Annotated in this window: 19 protein-coding genes; 7 read left to right on the forward strand and 12 right to left on the reverse strand. The window is 70.2% G+C overall.

Translation table 11 applies throughout. The annotated features are described in order from the left end of the window. Positions 1-15: 15 nt before the first annotated feature. Positions 16-1,212 (forward strand): GNAT family N-acetyltransferase, encoded by a 1,197-nt coding sequence (locus tag D7Y15_RS08285; protein ID WP_121752217.1) that lies wholly within the window; start codon positions 16-18, stop codon positions 1,210-1,212. Positions 1,213-1,248: 36 nt separating this feature from the next. Beyond that, a complete protein-coding gene (locus tag D7Y15_RS08290; protein ID WP_121752231.1) occupies positions 1,249-2,211 on the forward strand; it encodes a D-2-hydroxyacid dehydrogenase family protein in 963 nt (320 codons plus the stop codon). A 4-nt stretch (positions 2,212-2,215) separates the two neighbouring features. Here D7Y15_RS08290 and D7Y15_RS08295 read toward each other — a convergent pair whose 3' ends face one another. The 10 genes from D7Y15_RS08295 to ccmA form a co-directional block, all read right to left on the reverse strand. Further along, positions 2,216-3,175: a tetratricopeptide repeat protein gene (locus D7Y15_RS08295; RefSeq protein WP_121752218.1), complete on the reverse strand. Its 960-nt coding sequence runs from the start codon at positions 3,173-3,175 to the stop codon at positions 2,216-2,218. Between the two features lie 3 nt (positions 3,176-3,178). Further along, the gene (locus D7Y15_RS08300; RefSeq protein ID WP_121752219.1) at positions 3,179-3,682 is read right to left on the reverse strand and encodes a cytochrome c-type biogenesis protein; all 504 of its coding nucleotides are present in this window, start codon (positions 3,680-3,682) and stop codon (positions 3,179-3,181) included. A gap of 113 nt (positions 3,683-3,795) precedes the next feature. Next, complete coding sequence (locus D7Y15_RS46545) at positions 3,796-5,028, reverse strand: zinc ribbon domain-containing protein (protein WP_148712728.1); 1,233 nt, start codon at positions 5,026-5,028, stop codon at positions 3,796-3,798. A gap of 157 nt (positions 5,029-5,185) precedes the next feature. Further along, positions 5,186-5,746: a redoxin domain-containing protein gene (locus tag D7Y15_RS08310; protein WP_120578276.1), complete on the reverse strand. Its 561-nt coding sequence runs from the start codon at positions 5,744-5,746 to the stop codon at positions 5,186-5,188. Beyond that, positions 5,743-7,767 (reverse strand): heme lyase CcmF/NrfE family subunit, encoded by a 2,025-nt coding sequence (locus D7Y15_RS08315; protein ID WP_120578275.1) that lies wholly within the window; start codon positions 7,765-7,767, stop codon positions 5,743-5,745. The genes D7Y15_RS08310 and D7Y15_RS08315 overlap by 4 nt, the downstream gene beginning before the upstream one ends. Further along, positions 7,764-8,258 carry a cytochrome c maturation protein CcmE gene (locus D7Y15_RS08320; protein ID WP_120578274.1) on the reverse strand — a complete coding sequence of 165 codons (495 nt, stop codon included), beginning with the start codon at positions 8,256-8,258 and terminating at the stop codon, positions 7,764-7,766. Before D7Y15_RS08320 ends, D7Y15_RS08315 begins: the two co-directional genes overlap by 4 nt. A gap of 4 nt (positions 8,259-8,262) precedes the next feature. Beyond that, a complete protein-coding gene (locus tag D7Y15_RS45195; protein WP_167548723.1) occupies positions 8,263-8,433 on the reverse strand; it encodes a hypothetical protein in 171 nt (56 codons plus the stop codon). Positions 8,434-8,435: 2 nt separating this feature from the next. Beyond that, entirely contained in the window at positions 8,436-9,149 is a 714-nt protein-coding gene (ccsA, locus tag D7Y15_RS08325; protein WP_120578273.1) for a cytochrome c biogenesis protein CcsA, read from the reverse strand. A 3-nt stretch (positions 9,150-9,152) separates the two neighbouring features. Continuing rightward, positions 9,153-9,857 carry a heme exporter protein CcmB gene (locus D7Y15_RS08330; protein ID WP_120578272.1) on the reverse strand — a complete coding sequence of 235 codons (705 nt, stop codon included), beginning with the start codon at positions 9,855-9,857 and terminating at the stop codon, positions 9,153-9,155. Further along, the gene (gene ccmA / locus D7Y15_RS08335; RefSeq protein ID WP_121752221.1) at positions 9,854-10,519 is read right to left on the reverse strand and encodes a heme ABC exporter ATP-binding protein CcmA; all 666 of its coding nucleotides are present in this window, start codon (positions 10,517-10,519) and stop codon (positions 9,854-9,856) included. The genes D7Y15_RS08330 and ccmA overlap by 4 nt, the downstream gene beginning before the upstream one ends. A gap of 410 nt (positions 10,520-10,929) precedes the next feature. On the opposite strand from ccmA, the gene exoL reads away from it, so the two are divergent. The 5 genes from exoL (at position 10,930) to exoP (ending at position 16,716) form a co-directional block, all read left to right on the forward strand. After that, complete coding sequence (exoL, locus tag D7Y15_RS08340) at positions 10,930-12,183, forward strand: spore coat polysaccharide deacetylase ExoL (protein ID WP_368667324.1); 1,254 nt, start codon at positions 10,930-10,932, stop codon at positions 12,181-12,183. Beyond that, on the forward strand, positions 12,180-13,697 hold the full coding sequence (locus tag D7Y15_RS08345) for an oligosaccharide flippase family protein (protein WP_121752223.1): 1,518 nt from the start codon (positions 12,180-12,182) through the stop codon (positions 13,695-13,697). Before exoL ends, D7Y15_RS08345 begins: the two co-directional genes overlap by 4 nt. Positions 13,698-13,800: 103 nt before the next feature. Next, entirely contained in the window at positions 13,801-14,331 is a 531-nt protein-coding gene (locus D7Y15_RS08350) for a serine O-acetyltransferase (protein WP_120578268.1), read from the forward strand. Positions 14,332-14,364: 33 nt separating this feature from the next. Next, the gene (locus tag D7Y15_RS08355; protein WP_121752224.1) at positions 14,365-15,426 is read left to right on the forward strand and encodes a glycosyltransferase family 4 protein; all 1,062 of its coding nucleotides are present in this window, start codon (positions 14,365-14,367) and stop codon (positions 15,424-15,426) included. Positions 15,427-15,513: 87 nt separating this feature from the next. Then, complete coding sequence (gene exoP / locus D7Y15_RS08360) at positions 15,514-16,716, forward strand: spore coat polysaccharide biosynthesis glycosyltransferase ExoP (protein ID WP_120578266.1); 1,203 nt, start codon at positions 15,514-15,516, stop codon at positions 16,714-16,716. 65 nt (positions 16,717-16,781) lie between these two features. On the opposite strand, the gene D7Y15_RS08365 is transcribed toward exoP, so the two are convergent. Continuing rightward, positions 16,782-17,966, reverse strand: coding sequence for a DUF4350 domain-containing protein (locus D7Y15_RS08365; RefSeq protein ID WP_121752225.1), 1,185 nt, complete (start codon positions 17,964-17,966; stop codon positions 16,782-16,784). Then, on the reverse strand, positions 17,963-18,847 hold the full coding sequence (locus D7Y15_RS08370; RefSeq protein ID WP_121752226.1) for a DUF4129 domain-containing protein: 885 nt from the start codon (positions 18,845-18,847) through the stop codon (positions 17,963-17,965). The genes D7Y15_RS08365 and D7Y15_RS08370 overlap by 4 nt, the downstream gene beginning before the upstream one ends. Between the last annotated feature and the right edge of the window lie 2 nt (positions 18,848-18,849).

Raw genomic sequence — 18,849 nt, forward strand, 5'->3', positions numbered from 1 at the left:
CATCAGGGTGACGCGGTGATCCGCGAAGACGAGTTGACGTCGGGGCCGAGGTTGGCGCCGCGGCTGGACGTGGCGGCGGTGGGCAGTGCCTCGCAGCTGGCGGGGATGCGGGCGGAGTGGAACTCGCTGCTGGACGCGAGCACGGCCGGTCCGTTCAACGCGTGGGAGTGGCTGTATCCGTGGTGCCGGCGCATCTCGCCTGACGTGCGGCCGCTGGTGCTGACGGCGCGCGACAGGCTGGGCACGCTGGTGGGCCTGTTGCCGCTGGGCTTGGAGCACCGCTGGGTGAATGGCATGCGCGTGCGGCGCCTGGGCTTCCTGGGTGAGACGCACGTGGGCAGCGACTACCTGGACGTGGTGGCGCGCAAGGGCCGTGAGGCGGAGATGGCCCGGACGTTCTTCAACGTGCTCCAGGGGCTGCGCGACGAGTGGGACGTGCTGGATTTGACGGACCTGCGCGAGGGTTCGACGACCCTCGGCGTGGCGCGCGAGGTGTTTGGCGACGTGCGCGTGACGGAGCGCTACGTGTGCCCGTACGAGACGCTGGTGCCGGGCGAGCCGTTCGATGCGTTCCTCAAGCGCACGGGCCGCCGGGACAACTACCTGCGCCGCCGCAAGTGGCTGGAGAAGCAGGACGGCTACCGCATCGAGCGCACGGACGCGCCGGGTGCGCTTGCCGGGCCGATGACGGACTTCTTCCGGCTGCATGCGCTGCGCTGGTCCTCGGATGGAGGGTCGCAGGGCATCAAGGGCGCCGGGGTGGAGGCGTTCCACCGGGACGCGACGCAGTGGTTGGCGGAGCGGGGCCGGCTGCGGATGTACACGATGAAGGTGGGCGGCCAGGCGGTGGCGTCCGTGTACGGCATCCTGCATGGCCAGACGTTCGTGTACTTCCAGTCCGGCTATGACCCGGCGTGGCGCAACCGCAGCGTGGGCCTGGTGCTCGTGGGCGAGACGTTCAAGGACGCCATCGACATGGGCCTGACGGAGTACGACTTCCTGCGAGGCACGGAGACGTACAAGTCCGACTGGGTGACGAAGCAGCGCCAGACGGTGTCCCTGCGCGCGCACGGCGCGGGCTTCGCGGGCACGTGGTTCACGCGCTCCGAGGAGTGGGCCCGCCAGACGCGCAACGCGGTGAAGGGTGTGCTGTCGGATGAACTGGTGGAGAAGGTGCGCCGGTTCCGTCGCCGGAAGGCCGCGGTGCATTGACGTTCGGTGGCGGCGCGGCGGATCCTGGCGGGTGCCATGGAGAAGCTGCGCTGTGCTGTCCTGGATGACTATCAGGGTGTTTCAACGCGGCTCGCGGATTGGTCTTCCGTGAGCGGACAGGTCGAGGTGACGGTGCTCCGCGAGCACTTCTCCGGTGAGGAGGAGTTGGTCGCGGCGCTGTCGCCGTTCGACCTGCTCGTCGTCATGCGGGAGCGCACGCCGTTTCCGAAGTCACTGCTCGAGCGGCTGCCACGGCTGCGGTTGCTGGTGACGACGGGGATGCGGAATGCGTCCATCGATGTGGCCGCGGCCACCGCGCGCGGCGTGACGGTGTGCGGGACGGCGAGCGCGACCGAGCCTCCGGTGGAGCTGACGTGGGCGTTGATATTGGCGCTCGCGAGGAACGTGGTGGGGGAGAGCACGGCGTTCCGGCAGGGGGGCCCGTGGCAGCACTCGGTGGGCGTGGACCTGCACGGGAAGCGGCTGGGGCTCCTGGGCCTGGGGAAGATCGGGAGCCGGGTGGCCCGCGTGGGTGCGGCGTTCGGGATGGACGTCGTCGCGTGGAGCCCGAACCTCACGGATGCGAGGGCAGGGGAGGTGGGCGTGACGCGGGCCGCGTCGAAGGAGGTGCTCCTGGAGACGAGCGACTTCGTGTCCATCCACCTGGTGCTGGGCGAGCGTTCGCGGGGGCTTGTGGGGCGTGCGGAGCTCGCGAGGATGCGGCCCACGGCGTACCTCATCAACACGTCGCGCTCGGCCATCGTGGATCAGCCGGCGCTGGTCGAGGCGCTCCAGCAGGGGGGCATCGCGGGCGCGGCGGTGGATGTCTTTGAAACAGAGCCGGTGCCTACGGACGACGTGCTGCGGACGCTGCCGAATCTGCTGGCGACGCCGCACCTGGGATACGTGTCCCAGGGGAACTACGCGACGTACTTCCGTGAGGCCGTGGAGGACATCCGCGCGTTCCTCGACGGTGCGCCCATCCGCGGGCTGGGCTGACTGGCTACTGCTGCGCGACCTGCTCGCGCAGCTGGGCGATGGCGGGGGCCAGCTGCGGGGGCTGCATGTTCTTGGGCACTTCCACCGTGAAGCGTTCGAAATGCTCCAGCGCTCCGGCCTTGTCGCCCCGGCGCAGCGACAGGCTGCCCAGGAAGATGAGCGCCTCCTGCGCGTCCGGCCACGTGTCCACCAGCTCCATCAGCTCCTGCTCCGCGCCCTGCAGGTCGCCCTGCGACGCCGCGCGCAGCACGCCCCGGTGCACCCGCAGCTCCACGTTGAACGGATCCACCGCCAGGCCCTTCAGCGTCACCTTCAGCGCTTCGTCGAACTGCTGCTGACGGATGAGCTCGTGGCTCAGCATCGACGCGGCCTCCACGTCGCCCGGGTTCGACGCCAGCCGCTGACGCGCCTGCTCCAGCTCGTCGTTCATCTCGGGCATCTGCGGCATCTGCTGCTGGGCCATGCCCGGCGGCGTCGCGCCCGTGCCCATCTGGCCTTCCTCACGCGGCTTCTGCTCGGAGACGAGCAGGTAGCCCAGCCCTCCGAAGAAGACCACCACGCCCGCGCCCCACAGCGCGCCCACCATCTGCGGGTTGCGCGACGCCCAACCCGAGGGCGCCGGCACGTTGCGCGCGGGCGCCTTCACTCCCGCCGCCTGCCGCTTCTGGTGCTCGTCCTTCGCGCGCAGCGCCGCGGCCGCTTCCTTCTCCAGCCGCGCCTTCTCCGCCGTGTAGTGCTCCGCGGTGAAGTGGTGCTTCTCCGCCTCCAGCGTGCGCAGCTGCTCGATGAGCGACTGCGCCCGCTGCGCCAGGTCGTCCGCCGTTCCGTCCGCCTTCGCCGTGGTGTCCGACGGCAGCGCGCTCCCCGTCTTCATCTTCATGTAGAGGAGCCACGCGGCCGCCAGTACGAAGGCGACCGAGAGGACGATGATTCCGGGCAACCAGTTGGTGGGCTCGGGCTGCATGGCTTAGCGCTCCAGCTCCCGGCGCACGGCCTGGAGGTAGGGGTCCGCTTCGTCCGTGGACGGCGCGGGTGTGGAAGGGGAGGGGACCGGCGCGGCTTCCGCGGGCGCGGCGCCCTCAGGCAATGGCTGACGCTGCTTCAGGATGACGAAGAGGCCGCCCAGCACCAGCGCGACCGGCCCCAGCCACACGAACCAGTTGAAGCCCTCCGCGCGCGGCTCCAGCAACACCCACTCGCCGTAGCGCGCCACGAAGTAGTCGACGATTTCGGTGTCCGTCTTTCCGTCGGAGACCAGCTCGCGCACCTTGTCCAGCTGCGCGCGCGCCATGGACGACGGGCTGTCCGCCACCGACAGGCCCTGGCACACCGCGCAGCGCAGCTTCTTCGCCAGCTGCTGCACTCGCACCTCCTGGGCTGGTGCGAGAGGCTCACTCGCGGCCTGCTGCGGCGCGAACTGCCCCGTGGCAAGGCTCAGGGCGAGGGTCAACGAGACGAGGACGGCATTCATCGGGGGCTCCAGCGGGGGCCGTCCCTAACTACCGCCCCCTGACGGGTATTGCACACGGAATCCTGGGCCGCACGCCCGCCGCCCGGGCAGCCCTTCCGATTGAAGCCAGCGGCCTAGCCCCGGTAGCCCGAGTCGGGCTCGGTCTCCAGGTCCTGGTCCGGATCGTACGGGTCGTCCTCCGGCGGCAGGTACTCCGCCGGCTCGTCGCGGCCCAGCGCGTGGCGCACGGCATGGAAGCCCACCGCCCCCAGGCCCACGAGGAACGCGATGGGGCCCACCGCGAGCTTCACCCCCGCGAGCGCCCAGAGCAGGCTCACGCTCACCGCGCCCACCGGCACCCACCGCAGGAATGCCGGGCGCTCCACGTCCGTCCGCAGCGCCGCGAGCACGAGCAGCGACAGGAGCGCCAGCAGCGGCAGCTCCGACAACGGCAGGTCCCAACCCGAGCGCGACGCGACGCCGCCCCCCGCGCTGTAGAGCGAGTCGTCCGAGGGCCGCGTCGTGGGAATCACGCGCAGCTCGGCCGGCACGCTGCGCACGCCGCCCGGCACCGGCGCGTTGTCCGGCAGCGCCGAGCCGTCCGCCATCACCTTGCCCCACGACAGGAAGAGCGCCACCACGCACACCGCCACGCCCGCCAGTGCCACCACCCGGGGGAAGCCCAGGAGCGAGCGGAGGTCGAAGTCGCGCGCCACGCCGTCCGGCTCCGCGATGACCAGCTTGTACTGCTCCACGGCGATGAGCGCCGTCCCCGCCGCCCAGATGGGGAAGAGCAGGTTGAAGCCGGAGAGCAGCCGCACGGACAGCGCCAGCAGCAGCAGCGTGAACGCGGCGGGGATCTCCGGCCGCATCAGCACCAGCGGTACGGAGTCCACCCAGCCGGGCGCGTTGCCGTCGCGACGCAGCTCCCGCGCGACGAGCGCCACGCAGCCCACCAGCGACAGCAAGGTCCCCAGCACGCCCACGCTGGGGAAGAAGGGCAGGATGGACAGCACCAGCGAGAACGCCACCAGCCCCACGCCCAACACGCTCTGCGAGTGGCCCGGCACGTCCTTCAGCCAGCGGGGGCCCGTGTACGGATCCTCGTCCTCGAACTCCTCCGGCGGAGGCTGTGCCTTGGAGCCGCGCGGGGGCTGAGCGCCGCTGGCCTGGCGCCGGTCTTCCTCCTCTTCGTCCAGGATCTCCGCCGCATAGGCCGGCTCGGTCATGGGACGGCTGGGGCGGTTGCTCCTGGCGCTGCTGGCTCGGGGCGGGGGCGCGGGACGTGCGGGCATCTTCGCGCCGCAGTTCTCGCAGTACATCAAGCGGACGTCCGCCGCGCTTTCACCGCACTCGGGGCACTGCATGGGAAGCCCACCTCGCTGGAGCAGGGGCCGGGGGAAGCCCTCGCGAACGACGCCGACAGATGGGACTTACTACGGATTCCAGGCCTCCCGCGAGGCGGCCCCGGGCCTCCCTCTTCCGGCTCCCGGGTGCCAGCCTTCCAAGCGGGCGCAAGTTGACTCAGTTCTGACGCGCGGCTTCCGCGGTGGGACGGGCCGCCGGCTGGGTCAGCTCCTGCACCCGGGTGGCCAGCGTCTTCGGGTCGATGGGACCCACGTGCTTGCCGCGGATGATGCCCTGCGCGTCGATGAAGTACGTCTCCGGCACGCCCGCGACGCCGTAGTCCACCGCCATGCGCGAGCGCTCATCCATCAGCTGCGGGAAGCTCGCGCCCATGCGGCGCAGGAAGTCGCGCGCGTTGGGCTCCGTGTCCTCGAAGACGACGCCCATGAACACGGCCTGGGAGCCCAGCTCGCGCGCGCCCCACTCGAGCACCGGGTGCTCGTACTTGCAGGGCCCGCACCACGACGCCCAGAAGTTGATGACCACCGGGCGGCCCTTCAGGTCCGCCAGCTTCACGGCGTCACCACCGTCCAGTGGCTTGAGCGTGAAGTCCGGCGCGGCCGCGCCCTTCAGCATGAAGGGCACCTCGTGAGGGTTCCGCCCGAAGCCCTGGAAGAGGACGAAGAGCAGCGCCGCCCCCACCGCGGCGAACACCAGCGGAAGCCGCCAGCGCTTCATGCCGCACCCCGCTCGGCGTCCGTGCCCGGCAGGGGAGGCGAAGCTCCCACCGTCGGCGCGTCCGCGCGCAGCACCGCCGCCCGGCGCGAAGGCCATACGGCAATGAGCGTGCCCAGCATCAGGAGCGGCAGGCTGTACCAGATCCATCCCACCAGCGGGAACACCCAGACGTTGAAGCTCGCCGTGCCCGTCGTCTCGCTGAAGGCCATCAGCGAGATGTACAGGTCCTCCTTCGGCGACTCACGCACCGCGGGCGTGCCCACGGGGTCCGTGCTCCGCTCGTAGTAGTTCATGCGCGGGCGCGCCTCCGTCACGTCGCCGTTGGGCGCCGTCACCTCCAGGCGCGCGGCGACGAAGGTGCGGTGCGGCTCCTCGCCGCTGGACAGGCCCAGGTACTTCAGCTGGTAGCCGTCCAGCATCATGGTGCCGTCCTTCTTCAGCGTGCCGGACGTGTGCTTCACGTACGCGCTGGAGGCCGCCACGGCGACGATGATGAGCACGATGCCCAGGTGCACCACGTAGCCGCCGAAGCGCCGGCGCGACTTGCTCGTCGCGGTGGTCAGCGCCGTGACGAAGCCCTCCTTGCGCTCCGTCATTCGCACGCGCACCGGCACCACCAGCTCGCGCAGGGTGATGAGGGTGACGAAGCCCGCCAGGCCGAACGTGAGCAGCGGATACACGCCGCGCAGCCCCGCCGCGTAGCAGGCGATGGTGATGACCACGCCCACCGCCGCGGGGATGAGGAACTGCCGGCGCAGCGTGGCCTTGTCCGGCGTGCCCCACGGCAGCACCGGGCCCACGCCCATCAGGAAGAGCACCGCGATGCCGCCCGGCACCGCCATCTTGTTGAAGTACGGCTCACCCACGCTCACGCGGATGCCGCGCACGGCCTCCGACACCAGCGGGTAGAGCGTGCCCAGGAGCACCGTGAAGGTGATGGCCACGAACACCAGGTTGTTCACCAGGATGCTCGCCTCGCGCGACAGCAGCGACGAGAGCCGGCCCTCCGGCGCCAGCAGGTGGCCGCGCGTGGCCAGCAGGCCAATGCACACCACCAGCAGGATGGCGATGAAGACCAGGAACGTGGGCCCGATGTCCGACTGGGTGAACGAGTGCACCGAGTTGAAGATGCCGGAGCGGGTCATGAACGTGCCCAGGATGGTGAGCACGAACGACGCGAGCGCGAGGCTCAGCGTCCACAGCTTCAGCATCCGCTTGCGCTCCTGCACCATGGTGGAGTGCATGAACGCCGTCGCGGTCAGCCACGGCAGGAACGACGCGTTCTCCACCGGATCCCACGCCCAGTAGCCGCCCCAGCCCAGCACGGCGTACGCCCACCACGAACCCAGCACGATGCCCAGCGTGAGGAACATCCACGCGATGAGCGTCCAGCGCCGCAGGGGCGCCATCCACGCTTCACCAATCTCCCCGCGCAGCAGGCCCGCCACGGCGACGCCGAATGGCACCGTCATGCCCACGTAGCCCGCGTAGAGCATGGGCGGGTGGATGATCATCAGGAAGTGGTTCTGCAGCAGCGGGTTCGGGCCTGGTCCGTCCGCCGGAACCGGCGACACGGCGCCCCAGGGGTTGGCGGGGCCCGCGATGAGGAAGGCGAAGAAGACGCCCACGGCCAGCATGGTGCCCAGCGCCAGCTGCATGTAGCGCGCGTGCTCCTTGCGGTGCACCCAGGCGAACGCCGCCAGGTACACGCCCATGATGAGGCCCCAGAAGAGGATGGAGCCTTCCAGCGCGCTCCACAGCGACACGATGGTGTAGATGAGCGGCGTCGCGCGGCTGCCCACCTGGGCCACGTACTTCACGCTGAAGTCGTGGTTGATGAGCGCTTCCACCATCACCAGGTTGCTGCCGATCATGCACGCGGCGAAGCCCCACACCGCGCGCAGCACCCAGGGGTAGCTGGCGTCGTTGCGGCGCATGCCGCCCACCAGGCCCAGGATGGCGCCGAACGCGGCGAAGGCCAGGCCCGCGAGGACCAGCCCATAGCCCAACATTCCGTTCACGGCGCCCCCGGCGGCGTCGCGGTCGCGGTGGTGGCACCTTCAGCCAGCGTGTCCTGCCACTTGCGCGGCTCCTCGCCTTCCTTGGGCGCGCGGTACTCGTTGGAGTGGTTCACCATCAGCCGGTTGGACGTGAAGACGCCGGACTTGTCGTAGGTGCCCTCCACCACGACGCCAATCTTCTCGCGGAACATCTGCGGGGGCGTCTCCAGCGAACGCACGTGCACGCTCTTCGCGTTCGCGTCCGGGCCGTCCGCCACGCGGAAGTCCAGCGTGGTGTGGCCTTCATTCCACTGGATGCTGCCCGGCTGCACCACGCCGCCCAGGCGGATGGTGGCCGTGTAGGCCTTGTCGCCGTTGGAGATCAGCTCCGACGGGCTCCAGTAGTAGACGAGGTTGTCCCCGATGTTGCCGAAGGCGATGAAGCCAAGGCCAGCGCCGGCGAAGAGCAGGGCTCCCAGCGCGATGAGACGGTTGCGGTTGACGGGCGTCATGGGCTCACTCCTTCGAATCGGCAGCGGCGCGGGGACGGCGCGCCCAGAGGGACACTGAGTAGAGCACGAAGGCGGCCACGGAGATGCCGTAGCAGGCCCCCACGTATCCCCAACCACCCTGGACACGGCCACTGCCCACCTGGGCCAGCAGCATCAGCGACGTCAGCGAGGTCATGTTCAGGCCACCTTCGAGGAATGGGTCGCGCGCTGCGCGGGGTCATCCGAGGGCAGCGCGTCCGGCAGCGCCACCTCCGCCTGCCGCTCCGCGAGCGCGATGCGGTAGCGGTGCACCATGAAGACGATGAGCAGCGCCAGCATGCCGAACGCCGACACGCGCAGGGGCAGCACCATCTGCGGGTCCACTGTCTTGGGGCTGGACTGCACCTGATGGAGGCTGCGCCACCAGCGCACGGAGAACCACACGATGGGCAGGTTGATGGCACCGATGATGGCCACCACCGCGCTCCACACCGCGCGCTTCTCCGGGTCTTCGACGAAGCGCCGCAGCACCAGGTAGCCCGTGTAGGACACCAGCAGGATGGCCTCGGACGTCAGGCGGGGGTCCCAGGACCAGTACACGCCCCAGGTGGGGCGGCCCCAGATGGAGCCGGTGATCATGCCCAGCGTGCCGAAGAGCAGGCCGATTTCCGCCGAGGCCTCCGCCATCGCGTCCGTCTTCCACGACTGACGCAGCAGGTACGTCACCGCGGCCACGAAGTTGATGAACATGGCCATCATGGCCATCCACTGGAGCGGCACGTGGACGTACATGATGCGCTGTACTTCGCCCATCTCCCGGTCCGGCGGTGCCCACGCAAGGCCCAGCCACCAGCCCGCGCCCAGCAGCGCCAGCGTCACCGCCGGCAGGCCAAACTTGACGAACTTGTTCATCCTTCAGTCCTCGATGACCCGGGGAAACAGCAAGAAGCCCACGCCCCAGTAAATCAGATTGAACCCCAGCAGAAGCCCCTGCCATGAGCCCAGCTGCTGCATCGGGTCACCCTGGAGTACGAGCGTGGTGCCCTTGGCGGCGGAGAGGAGGGCTGGGATGACGAGCGGGAACAATAGCAGAGGCAGCAGCACATCCCGGGCCCGGGCATTGCTGGAGATGGCCGCGTACACGGTCCCCGGAGCGCTGAGCGCCATGCTGCCCAGCACCAGGATGCCCGCCAGGTCACCGACCCCGGTGACGATGCGCACGCCGTAGAGGGCCACCATCACCGGCACCAGCACCACCGACAGGGCCAGGAGCAGCAGGGCGTTGCCCAGCGCCTTGGACAGGAAGATGGCGCGCGCGTCCGCCGGGGCCAGCCGCACGCCGTCCAGGCAGGCGTTCTCCGTCTCCACGCGGAAGGACTCGCCCAGGGACAGCACGCTGGCGAAGAGGATGGCCAGCCACAGGTAGCCGCCCGCGTTGCGCTCCAGCAGCTTCGTGTCCGGGCCCAGCGCGAAGGAGAAGAGCAGCAGCGTGGCCATGGCGAAGAACACCAGCGCGTTGAGCCGCGCGCGGGTGCGCCATTCGATGAGCAGGTCCTTGCGCATCAGGACGAGCGTCGTCGTCAGCAGGCCGGGGCGGCGCTTCGCGTTCGGGGGGCTCATGCCGCCACCGCCCGGCCGTCCTGGAGGTGCAGCCGCTCCTCGCACAGGCTCAGGCCCTGCTCGATGAGGTGCGTGGCCAGCACCACCGTGGTTCCGCCCGCCTTCAGCTCCGCGATGACGCCCTCCATGTCCTGGATGCCCGCCGGGTCCAACTCACCGAAGGGCTCGTCCAGGAGCGCCAGGGCAGGGGCCTTCATCAGGAGCCGCGCGATGGCCAGGCGCTTGCGCATGCCCGCGCTGAAGCCTCGCACCGGGCTGTCCGTGCGGCGGTTGAGGCCCACGCGGTTGAGCAGCGCGTCCGCGACGTCCCGCGGCGCGTCCACGCCCAACAGGCGCCCCAGCACCATCAGGTTCTGCTGCGCGGTCAGGTCCTCGTAGAGGAAGCTGGCGTGGGAGAGGAGCGCCACGTCGCGGCGCACGGCCTCACGGTCCTGCACGGCGTCCCGGCCCAGCACCTCCACGCGGCCCGCGGTGGGCCCGAGCGCGGTGGCGACGAGGCGCAACAGCGTCGTCTTCCCGGAGCCGTTGTGGCCGGTGAGCAGCAGCGAACGGCCAGCGGGCAGCGCATAGGTGAGCCGCGCCAGCGCCCACCGTCGCCCATAGCGCTTGCTCACGTCATGGAGGGCGAGCGCGGGTGCTGATCCAGAGGGGAGAGGGGGCATCGGCGGGCCGTTTCGTAGCCTTAAAAGCCCGTGTTCACCAGTGAAACCCCTGGGGTCGCCCGCCGGAGGACAAGAAGTTTTTACGCCTGCTTCTTCCGCCGCTTTCGCCGGGGGACTGAAAGGTTTTCGCCACGGGTGGGCGCCCGACTGCCCTGGTACACCCAGGTACGACCTCCAAAAGGACGTTCCTGCCCTCGGGGGCACCGGGTTTCCTGGGGTTACGGGGGGTTTTCACCACCTACCTGCCCTGGCATCCAGCATGCACACAGGCGGCGCGGGGCCTGTTCCATTGGGGGGAGCGGGCAGACGGCGAAAGCCGCGAGGGAGGCGTGATGGCAGGCAGGGTGTTGCGGCGGGCGGCGAAGGCGGCGGCGGCGGGGTTCCTCCACTACAGCGGGGCGCGCAAGGCGATGGCGGCGTACCGCCGTTCGCAGTCGGGTGGCCGGCGCATCCTCATCGTGAGCTACCACCGCGTGGTGAGCGACTTCACGGGGGAGCTGCAGCGCTCCATCCCGGGGCTGCTCATCTCCCAGGAGACGTTCCGTCGTCACCTGGAGCAGGCGCACGCGGCGGGCTTCGAGCTGGCGAGCATTGGCGACGCGGTGGACGTGATGGAGGGCCGCCGCGCCGCGAAGAAGGACCTGTTCGTGGTGACGTTCGATGACGGCTACCGCGACGTGTACCGGTATGCGTACCCGGTGCTGAAGCAGATGGGCGTGCCGGCCATCACCTACCTGCCCACCGCGTTCATCGACACGGACAAGCGCTTCAACCATGACCGGCTGTTCCACCTGCTGCGCTGCGTGCAGGAGCGCCGGTTCCGCCCGGACTACTCCACCATGCCCGGCCCGTCCGTGCAGCTGTTGGGGCCCATCCTCTCCGGGCAGAAGACGACGTCCGCGGCGCTGGACGACTTCATCGGAGAGCACCCCACGCGCGTACTCACGGGCATCATCGACGCGCTGGAGCAGCAGCTGGGCGGTGGCTCGGACCTGATGCCCGAGCAGGGCGACGTGATGAACTGGGACGAGGTGCGCCAGATGGCGCGCGACGGCTTCGAGTTCGGCGCGCACACGCTGGGCCACACGGTGCTGACGCTGGAGCCCACGGCGGTGGTGGAGAAGGAGATCGTCGAGTCCAAGGAGACCATCGAGCGCGAGGTCGGCGTGCAGGTGAAGGACTTCGCGTACTGCAACGGCTGGTACTCGGACGAGATGATCCGCGTGCTCAAGCAGAACGGCTTCCGCTCGGGCGTCACCACGGAGGACCTGCCCAACCGCGTGGGCGGCGACCCGTTCGCCCTCAAGCGCAAGGTGATGTGGGAGAACTTCAGCCTGGGGATGATGGGGGACTACTCGTCGGCGCTCACGGTGTGCCAGTTCGATGACTGCTTCGGCGTGCTGGGCATGAGCCACCCGGTGCTGGGCCACCGTCCGCACATCCTCGCTTCAGCCGTCAGCGGCGCCCCCAACATCCTGGTCCAGGAGGCGGCCGCCGCGGAGGTCGCGCTCGCGAAGGCGACGCCGGTGGAAGTCGTGGACGTGACAGCGCCGGTGATCGTGACGGACCCGCGGGTTGCGGCCGCGGTGACGGGTGCGCAGGTCGTGGTGGCGCCGAACGTGGCCATTGCCCCGGAGGCGGCGCAGCCGGAGGAGCTCCAGTGAGTGTGTCACCCAAGCCGGCCCCGTCCCCGTCGTTCCTGGGGCGGGCCGGCCCGTTGGTGTTGGCCCGGTTGTTCACCGCGGGGCTGACGCTGTCCATTCCGCTCGTGCTCGCCCGGGTGCTTCGCCTGGACGAGTACGGCACCTACTACCAGCTGTTCCTCATCGCCACGACGCTGTCGTACGTGCTGCCGTTCGGCGTGGCGCAGAGCCTCTACTACTTCCTGCCCCGCGCGGAGGCGAAGCGGCCGTACCTGGGCCACGCGCTGCTCTTCGTGACGGGCGCGGGCGTCGTGGCGGCGGGCCTGGTGTGGTTCTTCCTGGGCCACGTGGCGGCCTACTTCAACAACCCGGCGCTGATGGAGCACCGCGCGGCGCTGGCGCTCTACACGGCGTTCTTCCTGGGCAGCTACCCGCTGGAGATTTCGCTCACCAGCCAGGGGAAGACGAAGGCGTCCGCGGTGGTGTACCTGGCGTCGGACGCGGTGCGCTCCGGCGTGATGGTGCTGCCGCCGCTGTTGGGCTTCTCCCTGCACGGGATGATGATCGCCGTGGCCTGCTTCGCGGGCCTGCGCTACGTGGCCACGTGGGTGGTGTCGCTGCGTGGCTCCACCGGTCCGCTGGTGGACTGGAAGCTGTTCAAGGAGCAGCTGGTGTACGCGGCCCCCTTTGGTGCCGCGATGTGCCTGGCCATCCCCCAGCAGAACGCGCACATGTACGCGGTGGCGGGCGTGGTGGCCCCGGCGGTGTACGCGCTCTACCGGGTGGGCTGCTTCCAGCTGCCGGTGGTGGATCTGCTCTACACGCCCACCAGCGAGGTGCTGATGGTGCGCCTGGGCGAGCTGGAGCGCGAGGGCCGGCTGGAGGAGGGCGTGGAGGCCTTCCGGGAAGCGGCCGGCAAGCTGGCGTACGTGTTCCTGCCGTTCGCGGCGTTCCTCTTCGCGGCGGCGCCGGAGTTCGTGGGGGCCATGTTCGGCCAGAAGTTCCTGCCCGCGGTCCCCATCTTCCGGGTGAGCGTGCTGGGCGTGGTGCTGTCCATCCTGCCCATGGACGGGACGCTCCGGGCCCGGGGACAGACGCGGGCCATCTTCGCGTCGTACCTGGTGAAGGCAGTCGTGACGGTGCCGCTCCTGTGGTTCGGCGTGAAGCACTTCGGGATGATGGGCGGCATCGCGTCCTGGGCGCTGGCGGAGGTGGTGGGCAAGGGCATGCTGCTCATCCGCGTGCCCCACGCGCTGTCCACGCCCGAGCGCAAGCTGGGGCTCAAGGACGTCATCCCGTGGCGGGAGCTGGGGCAGGCGTCGCTGGCGGCGTTCGCGGCGGGTGGGAGCATCTTCCTGCTGCGCTCCGGGGTGCACGACACGTGGATGAACCTGCCCACGGGCTTCCTGTGGCGGGTGCTGCCACTGGCAGTGGCGGGGCTGCTCTTCGTGGTGGGGTACGTGGTGGGTCTGTATGCGCAAGGCGTTCGCCCGTGGAGCGCATTGCAGTCCCTCCGTCCCCGCCGGGCGGCCTGATCCACCGTCGGGTATCGCACGCGTGGGGGGCACTTCCCTCCCCACGCGTGGGTACCTACCTTCCAGGCGTCACGGAGTTCGGATGTGGGCGAGGAGAGGCGTGATGGGATTCGACGCGATGACGCTGTACCGGATGGCGCATGGGCTGAAGAAGCGAGGGGTGCCGTTGCTGCCCGCGGTTCTGCGCAAGGCCATCTACTACCTGCACAGCTCCTACATCCCTGAAGACGCGGAGCTCGGCGAGGGGACGCAGCTGGGCTACGGCGGCATCGGCGTGGTCATCCACAAGGCGGCGAAGGTGGGCCGTCACGTCCTCATCTCGCAGCAGGTCACGATTGGCGGACGCTCCGGGCTGGAGGGCGCGCCGGTGATTGGCGACTACGTGCGCATCGGCGCGGGCGCGAAGGTGCTGGGCAACATCCACGTGGGCGACTTCGCGGTGATTGGCGCCAACGCGGTGGTGGTGAAGGACGTGCCCTCGGGCGCGGTGGTCGCGGGCGTGCCCGCGAAGGTCATCCGGCAGGACGCGGATCCGCTCACCACGTACCAGCGCGAGATGGGCCTGTTGCCCACGCGTGCGCCGCCGAAGCTCACCCAGGTCCCACGTCCCTCCGCGCAGGCTTCCGCGCGCTAGGCACTTCGCTTCGTTGGGCAAGGGGCTTCCTTCATGCGCGTGCTGCTCGTCGGGGACTACCCGCCGCCGTACGGGGGCGTGGCCATCCACGTCCGTCAACTCCATCAATTTCTGCGCGACCGCGAGGTCGAAGCGAAGGTGCTCGATATCGGGAAGGGTGGCCGGCCGGCTCCGGACGTCCTCCCCGTACACGGCGCCGCCGCCTTCGGCCTGCGGCTCGCGGGATTCACCTCCGCGGGCTGGACGGTCCACCTGCACACCAGCGGCAACAACCCGAAGGCGTGGGTGCTGGCGGCGCTGGTGGGCACCATGCCCGGGCCTCGCTCGCCGCGCGTCATCACGCTGCACTCGGGGCTGATTCCTGACTACCTGGCGGAGTCGCAGGCCCGGCGCGTGTTCGCGCGCACGGCGCTGGCGGGCTACGCGCGGGTGGTGGCGGTGTCCCCGGCGGTGCGCGACGCGGTGGTCGCGTGCGGTGTGCCGGAGGAGAAGGTCGTGGTGCATCCGGCCTTCTGCGGTTCGCAGGTGCGGCCCGGTCCGGTGACGCCAGAGGTGGAGGCAGCGCGGGCCCGGCGCGGTCCGCTGCTCGCGATGGCGCACCACCCGTCGCCTGTGTATGGGCGCAAGCAGATGTTCCGCGCGCTGAAGCTCGTGGCGGAGACACATCCGGGCGTGGGCCTGGCGCTGTTCGGTCCGGGCACGCGCTCGGAAGAGTTCATCCGCGACGCGCGCGAGCTGGGCGTGGCGGGGCTGCTGGAGGACCTGGGCGAGCTGGAGCACGCGAAGGCGCTGGGGCTCTTGTCCCAGAGCGACGCCTTCATCCGGCCCACGACGCACGACGGGGACTCCATCTCCGTGCGCGAGGCGCTGGCGTTGGGCGTGCCGTGCGTGGCCAGCGACGTGTGCGCTCGGCCGGAGGGCACGCGGTTGTTCAAGGCCGGGGACGAGCGGGCGCTGGCGCAGGCGGTGCGCGACGCGCTGGCGGCGGGCCCGGCGAAGGTGACGGCTCCGGATGCGGGGCCGGTGATGCTGGACATGTACGCGGAGTTGCTGCCGTCCGGCATGGCAGGTGCAGGAACCGTGAACGCGGCGTGACGGAGTGGGGACGGGTTGGGGCGCCTTCGAGTGAGAGGGCGCGCTTCAGGGCTTTCAGCACGGAACTTTTGACTTCAGGAGAAGACGATGCGGCGCAGTGAAGAGATGGACCTGTCGAAGCGGGCCCTTCGTGGGCGGGACCTGGTGGTGTTCTCCAACGACTGGGACGGGGATCCGCTGTCGAAGGTCCACATCATGCGGATCCTCTCGCGGGACAACCGCGTGCTGTGGGTGAACAGCATTGGCAACCGCGCGCCCAAGGCGAACGCGCACGACGCGCAGCGGATCATCAAGAAGCTGAAGACGTTCACCCAGGGCATCCGCGAGGTGGAGCCCAACCTGCACGTGCTCGCGCCGCTGGCGATTCCGTTCTACGGCTCGGAGACGGTGCGCCAGGCGAACCGCCACCTGCTGCGGCTCCAGGTGCTGCGCGCGATGAAGCAGCTGAAGTTCGAGCGCCCCATCTCCTGGAGCTTCCTGCCTGCGTCCGCGCCGGTGTCCGGCACGCTGGGCGAGGACTTCGTCGTGTACCACTGCGTGGACGAGTTCTCCGCGTTCAGCGACACCAATGGCAAGCACATCGCGGAGCTGGAGGAGCGCCTGCTGCGCCGCGCGGACATGTGCATCACGTCCGCGGAGCGCCTGTATGAGAACAAGAAGCGCATGAACCCGCGCACGGTGCTGGTGCGCCACGGCACGGACCACGCGCACTTCGTGAAGGCGTGCGACCCGGCGACGAAGATTCCGGAGGACATCGCGAAGCTGCCCAAGCCCATCATCGGCTTCTTCGGGCTGGTGGCGGACTGGATTGATCAGGACGCCATCATCGCGTGCGCGAAGGCGCACCCGGAGGGCTCGGTGGTCATCGTGGGCAAGACGACGCCGGACTGCGATGACAGCCGCCTGCGCGCGGTGCCCAACATCCACATGCTGGGGCGCAAGCCGTACGCGGACCTGCCGGGCTACAACAAGGCGTTCGACGTGGCGCTCAACCCGTTCGTCATCAACGAACTGACGCTGAACTCCAACCCGCTGAAGGTGCGCGAGTACCTGGCGTCTGGTCTGCCGGTGGTGTCGTCGGATTTGCCCGAGGTCCGCAAGGTGGGCCTGTGCCGCATCGCCACCACGCCGGAGGACTACGTGAAGCAGGTCAACGCGGCGCTGGCGGACAACCCGGGCCCGAACCGGGAGCGCGCGGAGAAGATCTTCCACGAGAGCTGGGAGGCGCGCGTCACGGAGATCCGCCAGCACGTGGGTGAGGCGATGCTCGCGGCGGGCAAGAAGCTGTAGGTCCGGTCGGGCGGCAGGAGGGCGCGGTTCCGCAGCGTGTGAGCGCGCCGGACACCGCGCCTTCGTCATTCCTGGAGATCTCCAGCGCGACCCGTCACGCGGCGCTCCAGCAGGGCGTAGCGGCGAGCGAGGCGGGTGTAGTCGGCGGGGCGGATGGGTGTGCGCTCCCGCGTGCGCACGAGGTCTTCCTTCGCGTCCAGGTAGTCGCGCGCGGGGATGCCGCAGGTCTCCGCCAGGAGGCGCGCGGCCTCCGCGTCCGGCAGGGAAGGGGCAATGCCCAGGCGCTCGTGCATCAGGCGTCGCAGGCCGGTGTCGAGCTCCGGCAGCAGCTCCGCCTCCACCTTCGCGCGGCGCATGAGCCAGCCCAGGGAGCGCACGTACTCGCGAGATGAGCGGTGCCGCTCCACGCGCACGGGCCGGGGCGCGCCGAAGCGCGTGCCTCGGGAGACGACGTAGACGAGCCCCACGGCGAGGCTCTGCGCGATGAAGACCCAGAGGCCCTGGGACAGGGGCGGGCGGGTGATGACGGCGTGGTGGAACTCGTCGAAGCGCAGGGGGCCGCGCGCGGCGAGCGCATCCCAGAAGCGCAGGTTGTCGAGCAGCTCCAGTCGCCGGTTCTCCGCGAGGTCCGGGCCCGCGGCGACGTAGACCTCGCCCTGGTCCAGGCCCCAGCGCCACAGCACGCTCGCGCCGCCCAGGCCCGCCAGCGGCACCGCGTCCCCGTGTTCCACTCGCAGGCTCCGATCCCGGGCCACGCGCAGGAGCGACAGGTCGCGCAGCGCGCCAGCGGGCAGCCACACGTCCACGGTGACGCCGGCGGGATCCACCCATTCGGAGGCAAGGCCCTGGTGGTTCGTACCGGGCAGCGCGCCCGAGGTGATGTGCAGCCAGTCCTCCATGCCCGGTTGGTGTTCCGCCAGCGCATGCGGAGACAGATACACCAGCGTGCCGCCGCCCCGGACGAAGCGCTCCAACGCGGCGACTTCTTCCTTCGTCACGGGCTGGGCCTGCGGCGCGGCGATGACCAGCGTGCGCGTGCCGGCGGGAATCGAGTCCAGGGACGACGTCTGCGCGCTGACGTCCCGTCCGCGTTCCTCCAGGTAGACGAAGAGGGCCTTGAGCCCCAGCGGGCCCGGGTTCGTGATGGACGGCACGGGGGAGTCCGGCGGGGCCTCGTGCGAGGCAAGGCCCACCGCCAGCGCCACGGCGATCATCAAGCCCAGGACGACCGCGACGCGCGCGTTCCTCACGGTCGGACCTCCGCGAGCGAGCCGTGCAACTGCTCCACGGACTCCACGAAGCGGGTGGCCTCTTCGCGCGACACCGGCTCCAGCGAATAGAAGGCCCGGTCGTACCAGCCGACCAGCCGCTCCACTTCACCCGTCACGCGCGCGGGGGCGCCTCGCGTGGGCAGCTCCGCGGCGAGCTCGCGGTTCGTCTTCACGCGGTCCGGCCGCGCCAGCTTGCGCTGCTCCAACGTGGACAGCAGGCCCAGCAAGCCTTCGCGGATGGCCTCGCGCGCGTCCTCTGTCTCCAGCGCGGTGCGCGCCCGGCCCAGGTGCTCTCCAGGCGTGTCCAATTCCAGGGGCGCGGCTTCACCTTCCACTCCCTGCGCGGTGACGGCCTTCTTGCTCCGGCGCCAGCGCACCCGAAGCACGCCGAACAACACTACCGCTAGCGCCAGGCCCAGCATCACCGCGCGCGTGGCCACCGCGAAGCCCTGCGCCCCCCGGGATTCGAAGAGGCCCTCCAGCCAGGTCTGCAGCTCGCGCAAGAGGCGCGTCAGCAGGTCGCTGTTGCGCTGCCGGGCTCTCGCGAACTCCGGCCGGTCGAGGATGGCGCGCAGCCGCTCCGGTTCGCTCGTCACGCCGGGCGATACGGCCGGCTCCGCGTCCAGGCCGCACACGGCCTCCAGGTACACGGTGAGCTGCCGTGCACGGTCGGGCTCCGTCTGGCCGGATGTTCCGGGCGGCAGGGGCACGCCGTCCAGCGCCTCCATCAACCGGTTCACCTCCGCGTTGAACGCGGCGGGCCGCGAGCGCGCCGTGTCCTCGAGCCGGCGCGACACGGCCTCCCGGTCAGCGCACGGGGGCAGGGCAGCCAGCAGGAGGAGCAGGGGCAGGGCGGGCACGG

This window comes from Corallococcus sp. AB030 (genome assembly GCF_003668965.1).
GTDB classification, from domain to species: Bacteria; Myxococcota; Myxococcia; order Myxococcales; family Myxococcaceae; genus Corallococcus; species Corallococcus exiguus.

Coding starts and splice junctions, on each gene's coding strand:
- D7Y15_RS08290 (WP_121752231.1), top strand. CDS start 1,249: ATGGAGAAGCTGCGCTGTGCTGTCCTGGATGACTATCAGGGTGTTTCA.
- D7Y15_RS08295 (WP_121752218.1), bottom strand. CDS start 3,175: ATGCAGCCCGAGCCCACCAACTGGTTGCCCGGAATCATCGTCCTCTCG.
- D7Y15_RS08300 (WP_121752219.1), bottom strand. CDS start 3,682: ATGAATGCCGTCCTCGTCTCGTTGACCCTCGCCCTGAGCCTTGCCACG.
- D7Y15_RS46545 (WP_148712728.1), bottom strand. CDS start 5,028: ATGCAGTGCCCCGAGTGCGGTGAAAGCGCGGCGGACGTCCGCTTGATG.
- D7Y15_RS08310 (WP_120578276.1), bottom strand. CDS start 5,746: ATGAAGCGCTGGCGGCTTCCGCTGGTGTTCGCCGCGGTGGGGGCGGCG.
- D7Y15_RS08320 (WP_120578274.1), bottom strand. CDS start 8,258: ATGACGCCCGTCAACCGCAACCGTCTCATCGCGCTGGGAGCCCTGCTC.
- D7Y15_RS45195 (WP_167548723.1), bottom strand. CDS start 8,433: ATGACCTCGCTGACGTCGCTGATGCTGCTGGCCCAGGTGGGCAGTGGC.
- ccsA (WP_120578273.1), bottom strand. CDS start 9,149: ATGAACAAGTTCGTCAAGTTTGGCCTGCCGGCGGTGACGCTGGCGCTG.
- D7Y15_RS08330 (WP_120578272.1), bottom strand. CDS start 9,857: ATGAGCCCCCCGAACGCGAAGCGCCGCCCCGGCCTGCTGACGACGACG.
- ccmA (WP_121752221.1), bottom strand. CDS start 10,519: ATGCCCCCTCTCCCCTCTGGATCAGCACCCGCGCTCGCCCTCCATGAC.
- exoL (WP_368667324.1), top strand. CDS start 10,930: ATGGCGGCGTACCGCCGTTCGCAGTCGGGTGGCCGGCGCATCCTCATC.
- D7Y15_RS08350 (WP_120578268.1), top strand. CDS start 13,801: ATGGGATTCGACGCGATGACGCTGTACCGGATGGCGCATGGGCTGAAG.
- D7Y15_RS08355 (WP_121752224.1), top strand. CDS start 14,365: ATGCGCGTGCTGCTCGTCGGGGACTACCCGCCGCCGTACGGGGGCGTG.
- exoP (WP_120578266.1), top strand. CDS start 15,514: ATGCGGCGCAGTGAAGAGATGGACCTGTCGAAGCGGGCCCTTCGTGGG.